The 18,090-nt window shown below is 70.4% G+C and carries 18 protein-coding genes; 10 read left to right on the top strand and 8 right to left on the bottom strand.

Going from position 1 to position 18,090, the window contains the following annotated elements:
- Window positions 1–26: 26 nt before the first annotated feature.
- Together dcd and CSX12_RS17465 are read left to right on the top strand one after the other, a co-directional pair.
- A complete protein-coding gene (gene dcd / locus CSX12_RS17470) occupies window positions 27–632 on the top strand; it encodes a dCTP deaminase (protein ID WP_017203537.1) in 606 nt (201 codons plus the stop codon).
- Between the two features lies 1 nt (window position 633).
- A complete protein-coding gene (locus tag CSX12_RS17465) occupies window positions 634–1,101 on the top strand; it encodes a hypothetical protein (RefSeq protein WP_124896640.1) in 468 nt (155 codons plus the stop codon).
- On the opposite strand, the gene CSX12_RS17460 is transcribed toward CSX12_RS17465, so the two are convergent.
- Window positions 1,085–2,017, bottom strand: coding sequence for an alpha/beta hydrolase (locus CSX12_RS17460; RefSeq protein ID WP_124896639.1), 933 nt, complete (start codon window positions 2,015–2,017; stop codon window positions 1,085–1,087). The two genes, CSX12_RS17465 and CSX12_RS17460, sit on opposite strands and share 17 nt — an antisense overlap.
- Before the next feature lie 72 nt (window positions 2,018–2,089).
- Between CSX12_RS17460 and CSX12_RS17455 the strand changes: the two genes are divergently transcribed.
- Window positions 2,090–2,734 carry a TetR/AcrR family transcriptional regulator gene (locus CSX12_RS17455; RefSeq protein WP_124896638.1) on the top strand — a complete coding sequence of 215 codons (645 nt, stop codon included), beginning with the start codon at window positions 2,090–2,092 and terminating at the stop codon, window positions 2,732–2,734.
- A 57-nt stretch (window positions 2,735–2,791) separates the two neighbouring features.
- Here the strand turns inward: CSX12_RS17455 and CSX12_RS17450 are convergent, their stop codons facing one another.
- Complete coding sequence (locus CSX12_RS17450; protein WP_124896637.1) at window positions 2,792–3,451, bottom strand: hypothetical protein; 660 nt, start codon at window positions 3,449–3,451, stop codon at window positions 2,792–2,794.
- A gap of 103 nt (window positions 3,452–3,554) precedes the next feature.
- On the opposite strand from CSX12_RS17450, the gene CSX12_RS18770 reads away from it, so the two are divergent.
- On the top strand, window positions 3,555–4,145 hold the full coding sequence (locus CSX12_RS18770) for a MarR family winged helix-turn-helix transcriptional regulator (RefSeq protein ID WP_225855702.1): 591 nt from the start codon (window positions 3,555–3,557) through the stop codon (window positions 4,143–4,145).
- A 1-nt stretch (window position 4,146) separates the two neighbouring features.
- On the opposite strand, the gene CSX12_RS17440 is transcribed toward CSX12_RS18770, so the two are convergent.
- The 5 genes from CSX12_RS17440 to CSX12_RS17420 form a co-directional block, all read right to left on the bottom strand.
- Window positions 4,147–5,064: a cation diffusion facilitator family transporter gene (locus tag CSX12_RS17440; protein ID WP_124896636.1), complete on the bottom strand. Its 918-nt coding sequence runs from the start codon at window positions 5,062–5,064 to the stop codon at window positions 4,147–4,149.
- Window positions 5,065–5,353: 289 nt separating this feature from the next.
- Entirely contained in the window at window positions 5,354–6,760 is a 1,407-nt protein-coding gene (locus CSX12_RS17435) for an MFS transporter (RefSeq protein WP_124896635.1), read from the bottom strand.
- A 58-nt stretch (window positions 6,761–6,818) separates the two neighbouring features.
- Complete coding sequence (locus tag CSX12_RS17430) at window positions 6,819–7,328, bottom strand: DUF3253 domain-containing protein (RefSeq protein WP_124896634.1); 510 nt, start codon at window positions 7,326–7,328, stop codon at window positions 6,819–6,821.
- 71 nt (window positions 7,329–7,399) lie between these two features.
- Entirely contained in the window at window positions 7,400–8,575 is a 1,176-nt protein-coding gene (locus CSX12_RS17425) for a DUF1343 domain-containing protein (protein ID WP_124896633.1), read from the bottom strand.
- Between the two features lie 4 nt (window positions 8,576–8,579).
- A complete protein-coding gene (locus tag CSX12_RS17420) occupies window positions 8,580–9,446 on the bottom strand; it encodes a MurR/RpiR family transcriptional regulator (RefSeq protein WP_124896632.1) in 867 nt (288 codons plus the stop codon).
- 238 nt (window positions 9,447–9,684) lie between these two features.
- Between CSX12_RS17420 and CSX12_RS17415 the strand changes: the two genes are divergently transcribed.
- The 4 genes from CSX12_RS17415 to CSX12_RS17400 all read left to right on the top strand — a co-directional run bounded on the left by CSX12_RS17415 (window position 9,685) and on the right by CSX12_RS17400 (window position 13,899).
- Entirely contained in the window at window positions 9,685–10,968 is a 1,284-nt protein-coding gene (locus CSX12_RS17415) for an extracellular solute-binding protein (protein ID WP_124896631.1), read from the top strand.
- Between the two features lie 63 nt (window positions 10,969–11,031).
- Complete coding sequence (locus CSX12_RS17410) at window positions 11,032–11,988, top strand: sugar ABC transporter permease (RefSeq protein ID WP_124896630.1); 957 nt, start codon at window positions 11,032–11,034, stop codon at window positions 11,986–11,988.
- Window positions 11,988–12,905, top strand: a complete 918-nt coding sequence (locus CSX12_RS17405; RefSeq protein ID WP_124896629.1) for a carbohydrate ABC transporter permease — start codon at window positions 11,988–11,990, stop codon at window positions 12,903–12,905. The genes CSX12_RS17410 and CSX12_RS17405 overlap by 1 nt, the downstream gene beginning before the upstream one ends.
- Window positions 12,906–12,921: 16 nt before the next feature.
- Window positions 12,922–13,899 carry a beta-lactamase family protein gene (locus CSX12_RS17400; RefSeq protein WP_241160504.1) on the top strand — a complete coding sequence of 326 codons (978 nt, stop codon included), beginning with the start codon at window positions 12,922–12,924 and terminating at the stop codon, window positions 13,897–13,899.
- A gap of 20 nt (window positions 13,900–13,919) precedes the next feature.
- Here the strand turns inward: CSX12_RS17400 and CSX12_RS17395 are convergent, their stop codons facing one another.
- Window positions 13,920–14,816: an Lrp/AsnC family transcriptional regulator gene (locus CSX12_RS17395; RefSeq protein ID WP_017203522.1), complete on the bottom strand. Its 897-nt coding sequence runs from the start codon at window positions 14,814–14,816 to the stop codon at window positions 13,920–13,922.
- Between the two features lie 221 nt (window positions 14,817–15,037).
- On the opposite strand from CSX12_RS17395, the gene CSX12_RS17390 reads away from it, so the two are divergent.
- Window positions 15,038–16,375: an MFS transporter gene (locus CSX12_RS17390; protein WP_026049892.1), complete on the top strand. Its 1,338-nt coding sequence runs from the start codon at window positions 15,038–15,040 to the stop codon at window positions 16,373–16,375.
- A 46-nt stretch (window positions 16,376–16,421) separates the two neighbouring features.
- Window positions 16,422–18,089 (top strand): amidohydrolase, encoded by a 1,668-nt coding sequence (locus tag CSX12_RS17385; RefSeq protein ID WP_124896627.1) that lies wholly within the window; start codon window positions 16,422–16,424, stop codon window positions 18,087–18,089.
- The last annotated feature ends 1 nt before the right edge of the window (window position 18,090 follow it).

The raw sequence follows: 18,090 nt of genomic DNA, 5'->3' as shown, positions 1-18,090 counted from the left end.
GGCACCGGGGTGACTAGGCTGGTGCCGTGCTTCTCAGCGACCGCGACATCAAGGCAGAACTCGCATCCGGACGCATCGGCCTGGAGCCGCACGAGCGGGAGATGGTCCAGCCGTCGAGCGTCGACGTGCGCCTGGACCGGTACTTCCGCCTGTTCGACAACCACAAGTACCCGTTCATCGACCCGTCGGTCGACCAGCCGGAGCTGACGCGTCTGATCGAGGTCGCTCCCGATGAGCCGTTCATCCTGCATCCGGGAGAGTTCGCCCTCGGGGCCACCTTCGAGCAGGTCACGCTCCCCGACGACATCGCCGCGCGTCTCGAGGGAAAGTCGTCGCTCGGCCGGCTCGGTCTCATCACGCATTCCACGGCCGGCTTCATCGACCCCGGGTTCACCGGTCACGTGACGCTGGAGCTCGCCAACGTCGCCACCCTGCCGATCAAGCTGTGGCCGGGGATGAAGATCGGGCAGCTGTGCTTCTTCCGCCTGACCTCGCCCGCCGAGAACCCGTACGGCTCCGGCCCCTACGGCAACCGGTACCAGGGGCAGCGCGGACCCACGGCCTCCCGGTCGTTCCAGAACTTCCATCGGACGGACGTCGGCGTCACCGACGTCGGAGCAGTCGGAGGCTGACATGAGCGACGACGACGGCAGGATCCCGGACGACGCCGCGGTGCCGGAGGAGCCGGTGATCCCGCCCGCCGACGTCGTCATCCCACCGCCCCCGCCCGAGATCCCGATCCCGGAGGGACTGCTCTCCGAACCTCCGGACGACGCCTCCGCGGACGACGCGCTGATCCCGCCGCCACCCGCAGAGCGGCGCCGTCGATCCGCCGACCGGTCTCGACCGACTCCGGCCATCCTCGACGGAGAGCCCCCTGCTGCCGCCGCCGACGACTGGTCGCAGCCGTCCGTCGCGCCGGAGGTGCCCACGTCGGGCGGCTATCGAGGGCTCACGGTGGCGATCTTCGCGTTCCTGCTCCTGCTCGCGGTCGCCGCGATCGGAGTCATCGTCTTCCTGCTGAACACCTCGGGGCTGCCGTTCCTCTCCAGCGCGGACGGCGCCGAGCAGTTCCGGCTCCTCCTCAGCCCGGCACTCTGACGCCGCGCGGCCGCGTCGCCGTCGAGGTCTCATCGCCCGCGGTCGTCCCGAGTCCGTCGACCGCGTCGAACCCGCCCGTCGCGAAAGCCACGACGGCGTCCAGCGTCGGATCGGCGGACAGGATCCGCGCATGGCCGAGCCCGTCGGTGCGCAGCAGGCGGGACCGCGCGCCCTGGGCCGCATGCAGGAGGAGCGAGCTGTCGTCGGGCATGCGCCGGTCGTCCCGGTCGTGCACCACGAGGAGCCGCGTTCCCTCGGGCAGCGGATGAGCCACGGCGTCGTACCGAGCCGAGACGGTCGTCTCGTCGAGATCGAGTCGACGACGGAAGCGCTCGGCGAGGCGCGCGGCGGTCCGATCGTCGAGGTCGAGGTCCCGCGCGAACTGCGCGAGGAAGGCGTCGGGACTCGCCGCCCCCGCGATCGTGACGACCGCGGGAGTCGGAACGCCGGCGCGAGCGATCGTCAACGCGGCCAGGGCGCCGAAGGAGTGCCCGAGGATCAGGTCGAACGGCCCGTGCGTCGCGTGCAGCTGCTCGGCGGCGTCGACCCAGTCGCGGATGTCGGTGCGCCGCCCGCGCGAGGATCCGTGCGCCGGCGCGTCGAACGACACCACGCGGAACCGCTCGGCGACGAGTTCGCGCACGAGCGGAGCGAAAGGCGATGTGCGTCCGCGCCACCCGTGCAGGAGCAGGGCTGTGCGCGGGCCGGCGCCCCAGACGTAGGTGGTGATCTCTGCACCGCGCACGCGCAGGCTGCCACGGCGGGCATCCGCGTGGGTGGGCGCATCCGCCGTTCGGACCGGCATCCGCGGAGAGGTGGTGAAGAAGAGGCGGTAGGCGAGGTCGCCGGCGAGCGTCGGCGAGACTCGGGCGATCGAGGGGATGCTGCGGGCCAGCAGCAGGGGAGCGGATGGCATGGGACTCCTTGGCCAGAACAATACGAACGATCATACGTATAGTAGGCGAACGATCGTTCGTATACTAGGGGCATGGCAAGCGGAACGGTTCTGGACGGGCGGAGGGCCCGGGGCGACGCCTCGCGTCGCATCGTGCTGCAGAGCGCGACGGATCTCGCCTCGGTGGAGGGACTCGACGGGCTGACGATCGGCCGTCTCGCCGACGCCTCGGGCTCCAGCAAGAGCAGCATCGCGACGCTGTTCCAGAGCAAGGAGGGGCTGCAGCTGGCCACGGTCGCCGCCGCGCGGGAGATCTTCGTGGCCCGGATCGTGGAGCCGGCGCGCGCGCAGCCCCGAGGGGCGCGACGAGTGGCCGCGCTGCTGCACAACGCCCTGAGCTACTCGAAGGATCGGGTCTTCACGGGTGGCTGCTTCTTCGCGGCGACGGCGGCGGACGTCGACTCCAAAGCGGGGCCGGTGCGCGACGCCGTGCGCGAGGCTCTGACCGACTGGTACGGCTACGTCGAGGCCCAGTTGCGGCATGCGGTGGCTGCGGGCGAGATCGATGCGGATGCCGAGGTCCTCGCGTTCGAGCTCATCGCCCTGAACGAGGAGGCCAACTCCCGGTCACTGCTGCTGGTGGACGAGCGTCCCTATGCCGTGGCTGCTGCTGCGATGCGGGAGCGTCTGCGCTCCGCCGGCGCATCCGAGGCGGCGCTCGCTCTCCTCGCGCTCTGACGTCGGTCGCGGCGCGAACGGAGCGAGCCGAAGCCCGTCCCGCTCGCTCCAGGGAGTTCAGGCGTCGCGACCGCGGCTGAAGCCGGCGTCGAAGCCACGCTCGAATGCGTGCTGGGCCAGCCGCTCGGCGCGGTGGTGCCCGCCGTGGGGCCCGTGTCCCCGGCCGTGCTCGCAGCCGTGCCCGTGCCCGCGTCCGTGACCGAAGTCGCGTCCGTGTCCGAAGCCGCGTCCGTGATCGAAGCCGCCCGGGAAGCCGTGGCCGTGCTCGTGTCCGCTTCCGTGTCCGCCGAAACGGTGTCCGCGTCCGCGGGGGAGCGGCGTCTCTTCGTCCCACCCGAAGGCGCGAGCGATCTTCTCGAGCGACGCGAGCGTGGTGGCCATGTCCTCGTCGGAGACGGCGTCGGACACCTTCGCGCGGATGTCGTCGACCAGGGCGCCGAGGCGCTCCTTGGCTGAGCGGCCTTCGTCGGTCAGGGTCCACCCCTCGGCGCCCGCGACGATCCAGCCGCGTTCGATCAGGCGATGCAGCTTGTGCTCGGGAAGGGGGCGGTCGGCGGCCGTCGTGCCGTCGACGATGTTGAGGATGCGCCAGTCGCGGCGGCTGAGGTGCTCGCCCTCGAACGCGGCGGCGAACTCGGCTGCCATGAGCCGATCCGCGGCCTTGAGCCAGTAGCCGAAGGGGCGGGAAGAAGTGTTCTGTGATTCAGAGGTGTCCATGGGAAGTCCTTTGTTGTCGATGTGCATGTGGATGTCACAGTGCATGTACATGTATGGTGACATGGAGTCGGAGTGCATGTCAAGTCGCATGTAAAATCAGGGCATGACCACCGAACCCGCAGACCCCGCCCAGCCGGATCCCGCCGAAGCCATCGCGCAGGCGCTGTCCCGCCTCCGTGGTCGTCGACCGGGCGACCGTGCTCCCGGACGACGGGGTCCGTCGGAGCGGGGGCATGGCCATGGGGGTCCGCACGGGTGGCACGGCGGCCCGCTCGGCGACGACGCCCACGATCACCTCGAGCATCATCACGGCCACCCCGGCATGCCGCCATGGATGGCCGACCCCTCCGGACGGCTCGGAGGCCCGGCACGCATGCGGATGCTGGAAGCGCTCGCCGCGGCATCCGCCCCTCTGAGCGTCAGCGACCTCGGCGTCGCCATCGGCGTGGACCAGCCGCGCGCCTCCCGCCTCGTGCAGCAGGGGGTGGACCGCGGCTACGTGCGGCGCGAGGCGGATCCCGACGACGCGCGACGCACGCGCATCGCCCTCACCGACGAGGGTCGTCGGCTCGCCCGGGGCGTGCGGGGGGAGCGGCGACAGCTGCTGACCAACGCCCTCTCCTCGTTCACCGACGCGGAGCGCACGGAACTCGCCCGCCTGCTGAACAAGCTCGCCGACAACTGGCAGCGCTGAATCAGGCGGGCGCGAACTCCAGCGACGGCTCGTCGTCCACCGACAGCGACAGCACGACCGTCTCGACGGCCTCGTGCGCCTCGATCCGCTGCTCGACGTCGCGCAGCCGCCGCGCGACGTCGTGCTCCCTGGCGTCCCCGGCCAGGTCGACCTCCGCGACGATGAACAGCCGGTTCGGTCCGACGTACTCGATGTGCAGGTAGGTGACCCGTTCGATCTGGTCCAGCCCGAGCAGGGCCCTGCCCACCCGCGCCCGCAGCTTCGGCGCCGCCGTCGCTCCGACGAGGAAGGCGATGTTGCGGCCGATGAGGATCACGGCGACGACGCCGAGCAGGATGCCGACGAGGATCGAGCCGATCGCATCCCAGGCTGCGACGCCGGTCAGCTGGTGCAGGAGGATGGACCCGCCCGCGAGCGCGAGGCCGATGAGGGCCGCCGAGTCCTCGAAGAAGACGGCCCGCAGCGTGGTGTCGCTCGTGTCGAGCACGAAGTCCCACGTCGAGGTGCCGCCCTGCCGCGCCAGCCGTCGCGACTTCACCATCGCCTGCGTGAAGGACGCTCCCTCCAGCACGAACGCGATGCCGAGAACCACGTACGCCACGACGGGGCTCTCCACGGGCCCCGTGTCCGACAGCTCCTGGATGCCGTGCATGATCGACACGATCGAGCCGGCGGTGAAGATGCCGAACGCCGCGATGAGCGACCACACGAACGCATTGCGTCCGTAGCCGAGCGGATGCCGGGCATCCTTGGTCTTCGCCCCGCGGCGGTCGGCGATCAGCAGGAACACCTCGTTGCCGGCATCCGCCCATGAATGCGCCGCCTCGGCGACCATCGATGCGGATGAGGTGATCACGGCCGCGACCGTCTTCGCGATCGCGACGAGGATGTTGGCCAGGAAGGCGAGCAGCACGGTCACCGGGTCAGGCTACTCCCACCCCCCCGCCGTCCCCGCCCCGTCTCCGGCCCCGCCTCGTCCGCCCGCACAACTTCGGAGACTCGCCCCGTCCATCCGCACAACTTCGGAGATTCGCCGCGACACGCCGCGGATTCGGCCGCCGCGTCGGCGTGTCGCCTTAGATCTCCGAAGTTGTGCAGCAGGAGCGGCGGGGGCAGGAGCGGCGGCGGGGCAGGCGCCGGCGGGGCAGGAGCGGCGGCGGGGCAGGCGCGAGCGCGGCGGCAGAGCAGGAGCAGCGGCGGGGAGGGGGTCAGCGGGGGGACTTGACGGGGAGGAGCAGCAGGAATCCGAGGATCAGGACCAGGACGATGCCGAGGATGCCGAAGGCGGTCTGCGCGGTCAGCACGATCAGCACCGTCCACGCGCCGGAGGCCATCCAGCTCGCGGCGCGACCGGTCGTGGCGTAGAGGCCGAAGATCTCGCCCTCGCGCCCGGCGGGAGTGACCCGCGCCAGGAACGACCGCGCCGCTGCCTGAGCCGGGCCGACGAAGGCGCACAGGATGAGACCGCCGATCCAGAACACCAGCGAGCCGCCATCCCGGAGGAAGAACACGGCGAGGCCGGCGACGATCATCGAGCCGATCGACACGAGGATGATCCGCTTCGGGCCGAGGTAGTCGTCGAGGCGGCCGGCCGCGATCGTCGAGACGCCGGCGATGAGGTTCGCGGCGATCCCGAAGATGATGATGTCCTGCGTGCCGAAGTGGAACACCGCGGTGCCGATGATCGCTCCGAACGCGAACACGCCCCCCAGTCCGTCGCGGAAGACGGCGCTGGCCAGCAGGTACCAGAAGGTGGGACGGGTCTCGGTGTCGCGGTAGAGGCCGATGACGTCCTTCACCAGCAGCGGGTACGACGCGAAGAAGCCCACCTTGCGCTCGGGGCGGCCGAGGGACGGCTCCGGCACGTTGAGGAAGATCGGGATGCTGAAGACGATGGCCCACACCGCGCAGCCGACCGCGATGAGACGGTAGGCGAGCCCGCCGTCGGTGGGCATGCCGAACCAGTCGAACGTGTCGAGCACGACCACGATCACCAGGGCGATGATGCCGCCGAGGTAGCCGAATCCCCAGCCGAGGCCCGAGATCCGGCCGACGTTCTTGGGGGTGGCGATGCCGATCAGCATGGCGTTCGAGTTCACGGCCGCGATCTCCTGGAACACCGTGGCGGCGGAGATCAGAGCGACGCCCAACCAGAACAGGCTCGGAGCGGGTTCCACGAACCAGAGGCCGAGCATGCAGAGGATCAGGGCGCCGGTGCCGATCCCGAGCCACAGCTTCTGTCGTCCGGCCGCATCCGCCCGCTGGCCCAGCACGGGAGCGAGCAGCAGGATGCCGAAGGCCGCGATCGTCGACCCCAGCCCCAGGCCGGAGGCGAGATCGGCCTCCGCGGCGAGCCGCACGGGGTCGCTCTCTGCGAGGGCGGCGACATCGGCGGGGAGGAAGGATTCGCTCACGAGGTAGAGCGCCGTGAACACGAACGTCAGGATGACGGTGTTGAACGGCTGTGTCGCCCAGTCCCACAGGGCCCACGAGTAGACCTGCTTCTTCGGTGCCGGGGTCTCGCCGCGCAGGTCGAGGCCGACGACGGCCACAGCCCCGCTGTTCGCGGTGGCCACGGGCTCGGGCACGGCGCCGTGCCCCTCGGTTTCGCTCATGCTCGAAGTCTGGCGGCGTCGGGTGAACGGCCGGTGACGGCGCGCCGTGCCGTGCGGGTCAGAGCGCGGGGCCCCGGCGGATGCGCACCGGGCCCTTGGCGTCGTCGATCCGGACGGTCTCGCCCTTCTGCGTGACGACGACCTCGCCGCTGTCGGCCAGGCTCGCGGCGACCCGTCGCACGTCGGGCATCCGGGCGCGCCAGGACTCGCCGCCGACGGCGCGGGCGACGTCGCTCGGACAGATCGACGACTCCGACCGCTTGCGGGTGAGCGCGCGGATGGTCGCGGCGATGCGCTCGTCCGCCTCGTCGGCCGAAGACTCCTCCCACCACGGCGCTCCGCGTTCCCCGAGCGCGGTCTTGGCGTCGTGCACCCGTCGCCGGGCGTCGGACTCCGCGCTCTTCACCGCACGGCGCGCCGACATGAGCTCGTCGACCAGCTCCTGGCGCAGGGTCTCCGGGATGGAGGGATCCGTCGCTCGCCACCGCCGTCCGTCGACGATGATGTGCCGCCCGTCGGGGGTGCGCGGCGGTCCGTCCGCGGTCGCGCGGGATTCCGGGCTGCTCATGCGGGCGAGTCTGCCCGCCGCGGTCGCGGGCCTCGACCCCCTTGACGCGGTCGCGGGGCCTCCGTAGAGGCTCAGGCGTAGAGCAGGTCCGCCTCGACGGCTGCCGCCCACCGCGGCACCGCGAGAGAGGCGGGATCGTTCCACTGCCCGGCTACGATCTGCGCGAACGCGCCGTGCACGCCGAAGAGCTTCTCGAGAGGCGACCAGTCTGACTCCCCGGGCATCGGCACGAGCGAGCGCTCGACGAGCGAATCCGGGTACAGCTCCGCGAGCAGCGAGAGAAGGCGGACGCCGGTGTGCACGGGACGCAAGGCCTCGGCGTCGGTCACATGAAGGATCACGCCCTCGCAGGCCTGACCGGCGTGGTCGCGCACGAGCGGCGTGAACCCGTACGGCGAGGCGGCGAGGCCGGGCAGCTCCAGCGCGTTCACCGCCTGGGCGTAGTCCTCGGCGTCGATGAACGGCGCCCCGATCACGCGGAACGGCACGGCGGTGCTGCGCCCCTCCGACACGTTCACGCCCTCCGCGAGGCAGGTGCCGGGGTAGAGGAGCGTGGTCGCCGCGCTCGGCAGGTTCAGCGACGGCGGCATCCAGGTCAGCTCCTGGCGGCCGATCGCCGTCTGCGTGCGCTCCCAGCCGTCGACGGCGACCACGTCGAGCTCGACGTCGATGCCGCGCGTGCGCACCCAGTGCCTGGCGAGCTCCCCGATGGTGAGACCGTGGCGGATGGGCATGCTCCAGCGCCCGACGAGCGACTGCGCCGCCTCGTCGAGCATCGGACCCTCGGCATGGTCGAGCCGTCCGCCCAGCGGGTTGGGGCGGTCGAGCACGACGACGGACACCCCCGCATCCGCGCAGGCCTCGAGCATGTGGCTCATCGTCCAGATGTACGTGTAGAAGCGGGCGCCGACGTCGGGAAGGTCGACGAGCACGACATCCAGTCCGGACAGGTCCTCGGGAGCGGGGCGCACGTCGGCGCCGTACAGGCTGCGCACGGGGATGCCGGTGACACGGTCGACGCCGCCGCTGACGAGCTCACCCTCCCGCGCGCGTCCGTCCAGTCCGTGCTCCGGGCCGAAGAGGAGGTCGAGCGACCAGCCGGCGTCGGCCAGCGAGGCGCGTCCGCGTGTGAGCTGCGAGGTGAGCGCCAGGTCGTTCGTGAGCATCCCGATCCGGCTGCGCCGGAGCTTCGCGGCGAGCGGTTCCGGGAGGTCATGCTGGAGGAGTCGGTCGATTCCGAGTTTCATGGGTTCAGTCGATTCTGTGTGTGGTGACGGCGTCGAGCGTGCGCTGCAGATTGTCGGAGATGGTGGCGTAGTCGGCCTGCGCGATGCGCGTGTAGAGGAAGTCGAGGAGCGCGAGCTGGGCGATCCGGCTGGCCATGGCGCCGGATCGGAACGTCGACTCCGACACGGCCGTCACGAGCACGAGCTCGCACGCGCGCGCGAGCGGCGATCGCGGGTTGTTGGTGATCGCGATCGTCGTCGCCCCGGCGCTCGCCGCGACCTGCGCGGCCTGCACGATCTCGAGCGTGCGACCGGAGTGAGAGATGGCGATCGCGACGTCCCGGGCGTCCAGCAGCGCCGCCCCGGTGAGGGCGAGGTGATGGTCGGTGCGCGCCTGGGCGACGAGGCCGGCGCGGTGCAGCTTCTGCTCGAGGTCCTGCGCGGCGAGGCCGCTGGAGGCGGCGCCGTAGATGTCGATGCGGCGGGCGCCCCGGAGCTCGTCGACGCAGCGTTCGAGTTCGTCGATGTCGAGCTGTCGGGCGGTGCGCTCGATGGCGGCGGCCTCGGCGAACGCGATCTTGCGGACGGTCGTGGCGGCGTCGTCGTAACGGCTCACATCCCCGGCCGACACCTGGAAACGTTCGCGATCGGAGGCGGTCCGCGTCAGCTCGGTCGCGAGGGCGAGGCGGATGTCGGGGAATCCGGCGAACCCGACGCTGCGGGTGAAGCGCGCGACGCTCGCCACCGACACGGAGCAGTCGTCGGCCAGTCGGGTGATGGAGCCCTCCACCACGGCCTGCGGGTCGGCGAGGACGTGCTCGGCGATGCGGCGCTCCGTCGGGGTCAACTCCGAGATGCGCTGGTGGATGGCTGTCACGACACTGTTCGGCACGAGGCCATGATGGCAGGCTTCGGTCACACTTCGGAAGGAATTTTCAGATTTGCTTGCATTTCTGTAAGAGATTGCCCAAAGTGGGCTTGTCGGCATCTCCCCGGACCGTGGCGGTGCTGCACGACACCGACGTCGCCCGACGCGTCTTCAGCACAGAGGCCGCACCGAACGACGACTCTTCCCGCAATCTCGGCAGCCACGACGTGCCCGGTGGCTGTCACCGTCCGAGAGGAACACCATGCGAAACCGCCCCGTCCGCCTCGCGTCCACCGCAGGCCTTCTCGTCGCAGGGCTCGCCGTCGCGGGCTGCGCACCGGCCGCGTCCAGCGGTGATGGCACCGAAGACGTCACCCTCACCGTCTGGTCCTGGCAGGCATCGTCCTCTCCGAAGTGGGAGGCCGTCTTCGACAAGTACGAGGAGTCCCACCCCGGGGTGACCGTCGAGTTCGAGGGCTTCCAGCCCACCGAGTACAACCAGATCCTCGCGACGGGCCTCGAGGGCAGCGACGGACCGGACATCGCGATGCTGCGCGCCTACGGCGGCATCCAGTCCGCGATCCAGTCCGAGCAGATCGTCCCGATCGACGACCTCGTCGACGGCCTCGACCAGTTCGACCCGACGGTGCTGCGCGCGGCCCAGGGCAAGGACGACGGCAAGACCTACGGCGTCCCCTTCGCCTACCAGACCATGCAGATGTTCTACAACAAGACCATGTTCGACGAGATGGGCCTCGAGGAGCCCACGGACTGGGACGAGTTCATCGAGCTGCAGGAGACCCTGCTCGGCGAGGGCGTCACCCCGATGGCACTCGGCGCCCGCGAGGACTGGGTCCTGCCGATGTTCCACGACATCGTGGGATCGGCGAACTACGGCGGATCCGAGTTCGAGGAGAAGGTGCTCGCCGGCGACGTCGACTTCACCGACCCCGCCTACGTCTCCTCGCTGCAGATCGTCAAGGACATGCAGAAGTACCTCGACAAGAACGTGAACGCGATCGCCGTCGCCGACGCCGTGCTGCAGTTCACCTCGGGGCAGGCCGCGCAGTGGCCCGGCGGATCCTTCGACCTGCCGACGTTCCAGAACTCCGCCCCGGACACCGAGTGGGGCGTGTACGAGGTGCCGCCGGCTCCCGGCAGCGCGCTCGACCACGCGGTGACCCCCGGCTACGCCGACGGCAGCTTCGGCATCAACGCCGCGAGCGAGAAACAGGAGGCCGCGACCGAGCTGCTCAACTGGATGACCACGAAGGAGTTCGGCCAGCTCGTCGCCGACGAGGTCGACCAGTTCTCGGCCCTGCCCGGCGTGGAGTACTCCGACCCGCTGATGCAGGAGATGAACGAGCAGTACACCGCCAACCCGGCACCGTACCTGCTGCTCGTCGACTTCCGCTACGGAGACCCGACCGGCACGGCCGTCCTCGGCCCGGACATCCAGGCGATGTTCCTCGGCGACAAGACCCCCGAGCAGCTCGGCGCCGACCTGCAGTCCGGGATCTCCACCTGGTTCACCCCCGCATCCTGATCCGACCGCGGTGGTGAGCGCCCGACCCGGCGCTCACCACCGCGGAGCGAAGGACTCACACCCATGGCTCTGACCCTCCCCGTCCGGCGGCCGAAGGCCCGCCGCACCCGCACCGGCATCGCGCTCTCCACCCCGACCGCCGCACTCTTCGTCCTGCCGGCGGCGGTGCTCTTCGCCGTCCTGATCCTGTACCCCATGCTCGCCGCGCTCAGCTACTCGTTCTTCGACTGGCAGGGCACGAAGCAGGGCGGCTTCGCCGGCGTCGCGAACTACATCACGCTCCTCACCAAGGAGCCGTACGCCTCCGAGCTGTGGAACGCCTTCGGCCACAACCTGCTGCTGTTCGCCGGCGCCCTGGTGTTCCAGAACTCCCTGGGTCTGGGCATCGCCACGCTGCTGCACCGGCGCAAGCGCGCGAAGCGCTTCTTCCAGACGGTCTTCGCGCTGCCCTACCTCGTGAGCCCGATGGTGATCGGCTACCTCTGGTCGCTCATGCTGTCGCCGCTGTTCGGACCCGTGAACGCGATCCTCCGCGGGGTCGGCCTGGAGAGCCTGGCCCTTCCCTGGCTCGGCGACCCGCAGCTCGCGATCTGGGTGATCGTGCTGGTCAGCGCCTGGCAGTGGATCGGCTTCCCCATCCTGCTCTACGGTGCGGCCCTCGGCGGCATCCCCGAGGAGATCGAGGAGGCCGCCTCGCTCGACGGCGCGACCGCCGCCAAGCGCTTCCGCTACATCACGCTGCCCATGCTCACCCCGACGATCGGCATCATCACGGTGCTCACCTTCATCGGCAGCATGGAGGCGATGGCGATCCCGTTCGCGCTCGCCGGCTCGAACGGCGCACCCGCCGGTTCCACCGACGTGATGATGCTCCTCTTCTACCGCACCGCCTTCGAGTCCGGGAACCCGAACTCGATCGGCGTCTCCTCCGCGCTCGCGACGGTCCTGTTCCTCTTCATCATGGTGATCTCGGTCGTGATCACCTCCACGATGCGTCGCGCCGAACGAAAGCTGTTCTGATGAGCACCGCCATCGACACCCGTCAGGAGCCCACCACCGAGGCGATCGTCTCCCGGCGGCCGACCGCCCCGCGTCGCCGATCGCGCCGCACATCCGACACGCCCTTCATCGGGCGCCTGCTCGCGAACGTGTTCCTCTGGGGATACGCGCTCATCGCGATCGGTCCGCTGCTGCTCATGGTCAACAACTCGCTGCGCACCCAGCAGCAGATCGCGACGGAGCCGCTCGGTCTCCCCGTGCCGCCGACGTTCACGAGCTTCCAGAACGCCTGGATCACCGCGTCCTTCGACACGTACTTCATCAACTCGATCACGGTCACGGTCGGGTCGGTCATCGTCACGACAGTCGTCTCCGTGCTCGCGGCCTATGCCTTCGCCCGGGCCAGGGCGAAGTTCTTCCGCGGGATCGAGGCCGTCTTCCTCTCGGGCCTCATGCTGCCGGTGCACCTCGCGATCCTGCCGCTGTTCTACCTGCTCGATTCCCTCAAGATGACGAGCAACGTGTTCAGTCTGATCCTCGTGTACGGTGCCCTCGGCATCCCGTTCACGACGTTCGTGCTCACGGTGTTCTTCCGGGCGCTGCCGATCGAGCTCGAGGAGGCGGCGCGCATCGACGGCGCCGGTCCGCTGCGCACGTTCCTGCAGATCCTGCTGCCGCTGGTGCGACCGGCGCTCGCGACCGTGATCGTGTTCCGGTTCGTGCCGGTGTGGAACGACTTCTTCTACCCGCTGATCCTGCTCCGCGACCGCGACTCCTACACGCTGCCCGTCGGTCTGACGCGCTTCTTCGGCGAGTACTCGACCGACTGGCCGCAGCTGTTCGCCGGGCTCACGATCGCGACGATCCCGCTGGTGGTGCTGTTCCTGCTCGCGACCAAGCAGATCATCAACGGGCTGACCTCCGGCATGAGCAAGTGACGGGACCGTCGCGGTGGTGAACGGGGCGCCCGGTTCGGCCTGGGCCTCGCTGCGGGTCGTGCCCGGAGGGGAGGAGGAGCTGCAGCTGCTCGGAACCCCGGCGCACGACGACCCGTCGCCGCTGACCGCGCGACACCTGTTCGACCTCGCCTCCCTCACCAAGGTCTTCACGGCCGTGGCGGCCCTCCGGCTCGTCGACGACGGGCGCATCGACCTCGACGAACCCGTCGAGGCGGTCCTGCCGGTCGGCACGGGGGACGCCGCGCACCGCATCACCCTGCGGCACCTCCTCACCCACAGTTCGGGGCTCCCTGCGGAGGGGCGCGAGTGGCGGGAGGGGCTGCGCGGTGCGGAGCTGCGCAGACGGGTTCTGCAGCGTCCGCTCGGATTCGAGCCGGGTGGCGGACACCTCTATTCCGACGTGGGATACATCGCCGCGGGGGAGTACCTGGAGCGCGTCTCGGGTCGACCGCTCGCCGAACTGTGGGCGGAGGTGTCGGGCGCGATCGGCGCGGACTCCCTCACCGCGGTACCGGAGCCGTCCCTCGCGGTGGCGACCGAGACGCAGCCGCACCGTGGTCCCGTGCGCGGTGCGGTGCACGACGAGCTGGCGCACGCGCTGGACCGTCCCGCCGGGCACGCGGGTCTGTTCGGCTCGGTGCGCGACGTGGCCGCCCTCGCGCGGATGGTCCGTGACGGGGGAGACGGCCCGCACGGCCGGGTGCTCTCGGTCGCGTCCGTGCGGGACCTGACGACGGCGGCCGTGCGTGCGGACGACGGATACGGTCAGGCGATCGGGCTGCGGGTGCGTGACGAGTCCTGGATGGGGGACATCGACGCCGTGGGGCACACCGGGTTCACCGGGACCTGCTTCGCCGTGCATCCCGGCTCCGGCGCGTTCGGCGTCCTCCTCCTCAACCGCGTGCATCCCACCCGCGAGCACGCCGACGTCGCCGCCGTCCGCCGCGCCTTCCTCTCTCCCCTCGCCCCCTGATCGCCTGACTGCGCGGCGGGTCAGTCCGTGCGGAGGGGGCGGAGGGTGCGGGCGTAGTCCTCCTTGAGGACCGCGAGGTGCAGCCAGGCCTCGATGCGGGTCACGCCCGGGAGCGCCCGCAGCCGCTCGAGGCTCGCGTACAGCGCACCGGCGGAGGGCTCCACCAGCGTCGCGACCGCGTCGAACCGGCCCAGGGTCCGCGCGGCGAAGTCCACGCCCCGGCCGCGGCGCAGCTCCTCGATCACGGCTTCGTCGTCGTCGCCGAGGGTCATCCCCACGCCCATGGACAGCTGCCGGTGCGCGAGACCGCGGGCCTCGACCGCGCTGATCTTGATGACGCCGGCGTCGATGAGCCGCTGCACCCTGGTCGCGACGGCGGATGGGGAGAGCCGGACCTCCTCGCCGAGCGCGCGGAAGCTCTTGCGGCCGTCGGCCTGCAACTGCTCGATCAGGGCCTCGTCGATCGCGTCCAGGGTCACGCCGCCGTGGTACTCGGAGACGAAGAAGCCCTTGACGACGGTCGAGTAGATGATCGTGCTGATGTCGAGCACTCCGGCGCTTCCGCGGATCCGGGCGAGCAGCTCGTGCAGCTCCGACATCGAGCCGACACGCACCTCCGTGACGATGTCGTGCGCGCCGCCGACCGCCGACACGAGCACGGTCTCGCTCATGTCGCGAAGGTGCTCGGCCACGAGCTCGACGGCCCCGTCGGTGCGGATGGAGACGTGGGCGAGCACGTGCTGACCGAGGAACACCGGATCGACCGCGGCCACCACGCGCACCGTGCGGTCGGCGAGCATGCTTCGCAGGCGGGCGGCGACCGCGGCGCGGGACTGCCCGAGGCGCTGGGAGAGGGAGAGGATGCTGGCGCGCCCGTCCTCCTGCAGCGCTCGGATGAGTTCGGCGTCGAAGTCCATGGTCCCGGCTGCTTTCGTCAGATTCCCGCGTTCGCACGGTCGGCCGTGCATAGCAACAGTGTAAGAGCGTCTGCGACCGCGAGGAAGGCCCGGAATGAGTGATGAGTGCGACAGAAAACCAGTGAATGACCCTTCTCGCTGGAGTTCTGCGCTTGCCCCGTCTGTCGACTGTCCGTAGCATCCTTCGCTATCCGACATCTTCCGCAAAGGAGCGGGCTCCCATGACCTCTACCCCCACCAGTGCCGTGCACAGCCGCGCACGCCGCGCCGGCTTCGCCGCCTTCGTCGGCACCACCATCGAGTGGTACGACTTCTACGTCTACGCCACCGCTGCCGCCCTCGTCTTCGGTCCGCTGTTCTTCCCGAGCGGCGACCGTCTGGCCGAGACCGCCGCGGCCTTCGCGACGTTCGCCGTCGCCTTCCTCGTCCGTCCACTCGGCGGCATCGTGTTCGGCCACATCGGCGACAAGCTCGGCCGTCGCGTCTCTCTCGTCATCACGCTGCTGCTGATGGGCGCGGCGACCGTCCTCGTCGGCTGCCTCCCCACGTACGAGAACATCGGCATCTTCGCGCCGATCCTCCTCATCCTGCTCCGTGCCATCCAGGGGCTCGCGGTCGGCGGCGAATGGGGCGGCGCGGTGCTCATGAGCGTCGAGCACGCTCCCGAGAAGTCGAAGACGTTCTACGGCGGCTTCACCCAGCTCGGCAACCCGGCCGGTGCCCTGCTCGCCTCCGGCATCTTCGCGATCATGTCCCGCGGGGGCGAGAACTTCATCATGGACGGCGGATGGCGCATCCCGTTCCTGCTGTCGATCGTGCTGATCGGCGTGGGCCTGTGGGTGCGGTTCCGCGTGGAGGAGTCGCCGGTCTTCGAGGAGAAGATCGAGGGGCGCAAGCAGTCCATGCCGCTGGCCTTCGCCCTCCGCGTCAACTGGAAGCCGATCCTCCTCGGCATTGGCATCCTGCCCATCTCGACCGGCGGCTACTACCTGGCCACCACCTTCGCCACCGCCTATGCGACGGGCGAGCCCATCGCGATCAGCGAGCAGGTCATCCTCGACGCGATGACCCTGGCCTCGTTCGTGGAGTTCGTCGTGACCCTGCCGGTCGCGTGGCTCGGTGACAAGTGGGGCCGGAAGAACGTGATGTACATCGGCCTGATCACCTCGGTGCTGACCTTCGCCCCGTTCCTGCTGCTGATGCCGGGCCGCGTCGAGCCGCTGATCTTCCTGTTCGCCTCGCTGGTGCGCATCGCGATGAGCGCGACCTATGCTCCGATCGCCGCGATCCTCGCGCAGATGTTCCGCCCGCAGGCCCGCTACACGTCGATCGCCCTGTCGTACGGCGTCGGCGCCGCGATCTGGGCCGGGTTCTCGCCCTGGTTCGCGACCCAGCTCATCGCCTGGACCGGCAGCGTCTGGTCGGTCATCGCGATGTTCGTCGGCATGGCCGTCATCGCCGGGATCTGCACGCGTCTCGCGCCGCAGCACTCCGACGAGGCCCCGGTCACCGCGTCGTTCACCGCCAGGACCGACACCACGGCGAACCGTCTCCCCTGACCGGTTCCGCCACCACCCGCACGACCCCGATCGCGAACAGGCTCCCATGAGAAAGCTCACCCCCTTCGACCGCTCGGCCCAGGCCGTCCCCGCGCTGATCACCGCTCGGGCGATCCACACGGCCGACGCCTCCGACACGACCGTCACCGCGATGCTGACCGACCGGGGGCGCATCGTCGCCCTCGGCACGGCGGCGGAGTGCGAGGACGTGGCGGCGCGAGCCGGAGTCACCCCGGAGCGCGTCGATCTGGGCGAGGCGGTCATCGTCCCGGGCTTCGTGGACGCGCACGCGCATCCGCTGATGTTCGGGCAGATGATGACCTGGGTGGACTGCGGCCCCGAGAAGGCGGGGAGCATCCCGGAGATCGTGGCCCTGCTGAAGGCCGCGGCCGCCGACCTCCCCGCCGGACGCCCGGTGCGCGGCTACGGCTACGAGCAGCGGAACCTCGCCGAGAAGCGGCACCCCACGCGGTTCGAGCTCGACGAGGTCGCCGCCGACCGCGAGGTGTACCTCATGAACGCCTCCGGCCACGGCGGGGTGGTGAACTCGTACACGCTCGAGCTCAACGGCGTGGACCGGGACACCCCGAACCCGGACGGCGGCGAGTTCTTCCGCGACGCAGACGGTGACCTCACCGGCGAGCTGTCCGACGCGGCGTGCAACATCCTCACCGGCGTGCACGGGGTGAAGATCGGCCACCACGGTCCGAACTTCCACCTCGCGGACGAGCCGGAGGAGCACCTGCGGCAGCTCGACGCGGCGACGCAGCGGTTCCTCGCGGGCGGGGTCACCTCGATCGGCGACTGTCAGGTCACGCGGCGCGAGTTCGACATGTACCTGCGGCTGGCGGAGGCGGGACGGCTGGAACTGCGCGTGTCGATGTACCTGCTGTCGCACCTGCTCGACGAGGCGCTGGAGATCGGCCTGGTCGGCCAGTTCGGCAACGCGCACCTGAGCTTCGCCGGCATCAAGTTCTACGCCGATGGCACCCTCGGCGGCTGGACGGCGTACTTCCCGGACGGCTACGTCGGCGACCCCTGTCGCACCGGCCAGCTCTACCACGAGCCCGCCGACTACGCCGAGCTCATCCGCAAGGCGCATGCGGCCGGACTGCAGACCGCGACCCACGCCCAGTCGCCCACCGCGATCGAGATGGTCGTGTCGGCGATCGAGGCCGCCCTGGCGGAGCGTCCGGATGCGGACGCCCGGCACCGCATCGAGCACTGCGGCCTGCCGACCCCCGCGCAGATCGAGCGGATGGCGGCCGCCGGCATCCGTCCCGTGAACCAGACGCAGCACTACTTCAACTGGGGCGAGGGCGTGGAGGAGGCCATCGGCACGCCCGGTGAGCGCTTCAACCCGCTCGGGGAGTTCGAGCGCGCCGGGGTACCGATGACGATCTCCTCGGACGCCCCGGTCGCCGAGCCCATCCCGCTGGAGGCGATCCAGACCGCGGTCACCCGGGTCACCCGGCGCGGGCACAAGCTCGGGCCGGACGATCTGCGCATCTCCGCGACCGCGGCGCTCCGGGCGCACACGATCGAGGGAGCCGTGTCGATCGGCCGCGAGGACGACCTCGGCTCCCTGGAGCCGGGCAAGTACGCCGACTTCGCGGTGCTCTCGGACGACCCGCTCGCGGTGCCGGCCGAGGAGATCGCGGCGATCGAGGTCCGTGAGACCTGGGTCGACGGCGTCCGTCGCCACGCGATGTGAG

The organism is Microbacterium sp. Y-01 (genome assembly GCF_003856715.1).
Classification (GTDB): Bacteria; Actinomycetota; Actinomycetes; order Actinomycetales; family Microbacteriaceae; genus Microbacterium; species Microbacterium algeriense.
This window is presented reverse-complemented; position numbering and strand designations above follow the sequence as displayed.

Bases quoted from the DNA above. Each gene is read 5' to 3' on its own strand.
- CSX12_RS17465 (WP_124896640.1), top strand. From the start codon at position 634: ATGAGCGACGACGACGGCAGGATCCCGGACGACGCCGCGGTGCCGGAG.
- CSX12_RS17460 (WP_124896639.1), bottom strand. From the start codon at position 2,017: ATGCCATCCGCTCCCCTGCTGCTGGCCCGCAGCATCCCCTCGATCGCC.
- CSX12_RS17455 (WP_124896638.1), top strand. From the start codon at position 2,090: ATGGCAAGCGGAACGGTTCTGGACGGGCGGAGGGCCCGGGGCGACGCC.
- CSX12_RS17450 (WP_124896637.1), bottom strand. From the start codon at position 3,451: ATGGACACCTCTGAATCACAGAACACTTCTTCCCGCCCCTTCGGCTAC.
- CSX12_RS18770 (WP_225855702.1), top strand. From the start codon at position 3,555: ATGACCACCGAACCCGCAGACCCCGCCCAGCCGGATCCCGCCGAAGCC.
- CSX12_RS17435 (WP_124896635.1), bottom strand. From the start codon at position 6,760: ATGAGCGAAACCGAGGGGCACGGCGCCGTGCCCGAGCCCGTGGCCACC.
- CSX12_RS17430 (WP_124896634.1), bottom strand. From the start codon at position 7,328: ATGAGCAGCCCGGAATCCCGCGCGACCGCGGACGGACCGCCGCGCACC.
- CSX12_RS17425 (WP_124896633.1), bottom strand. From the start codon at position 8,575: ATGAAACTCGGAATCGACCGACTCCTCCAGCATGACCTCCCGGAACCG.
- CSX12_RS17415 (WP_124896631.1), top strand. From the start codon at position 9,685: ATGCGAAACCGCCCCGTCCGCCTCGCGTCCACCGCAGGCCTTCTCGTC.
- CSX12_RS17410 (WP_124896630.1), top strand. From the start codon at position 11,032: ATGGCTCTGACCCTCCCCGTCCGGCGGCCGAAGGCCCGCCGCACCCGC.
- CSX12_RS17405 (WP_124896629.1), top strand. From the start codon at position 11,988: ATGAGCACCGCCATCGACACCCGTCAGGAGCCCACCACCGAGGCGATC.
- CSX12_RS17395 (WP_017203522.1), bottom strand. From the start codon at position 14,816: ATGGACTTCGACGCCGAACTCATCCGAGCGCTGCAGGAGGACGGGCGC.
- CSX12_RS17390 (WP_026049892.1), top strand. From the start codon at position 15,038: ATGACCTCTACCCCCACCAGTGCCGTGCACAGCCGCGCACGCCGCGCC.
- CSX12_RS17385 (WP_124896627.1), top strand. From the start codon at position 16,422: ATGAGAAAGCTCACCCCCTTCGACCGCTCGGCCCAGGCCGTCCCCGCG.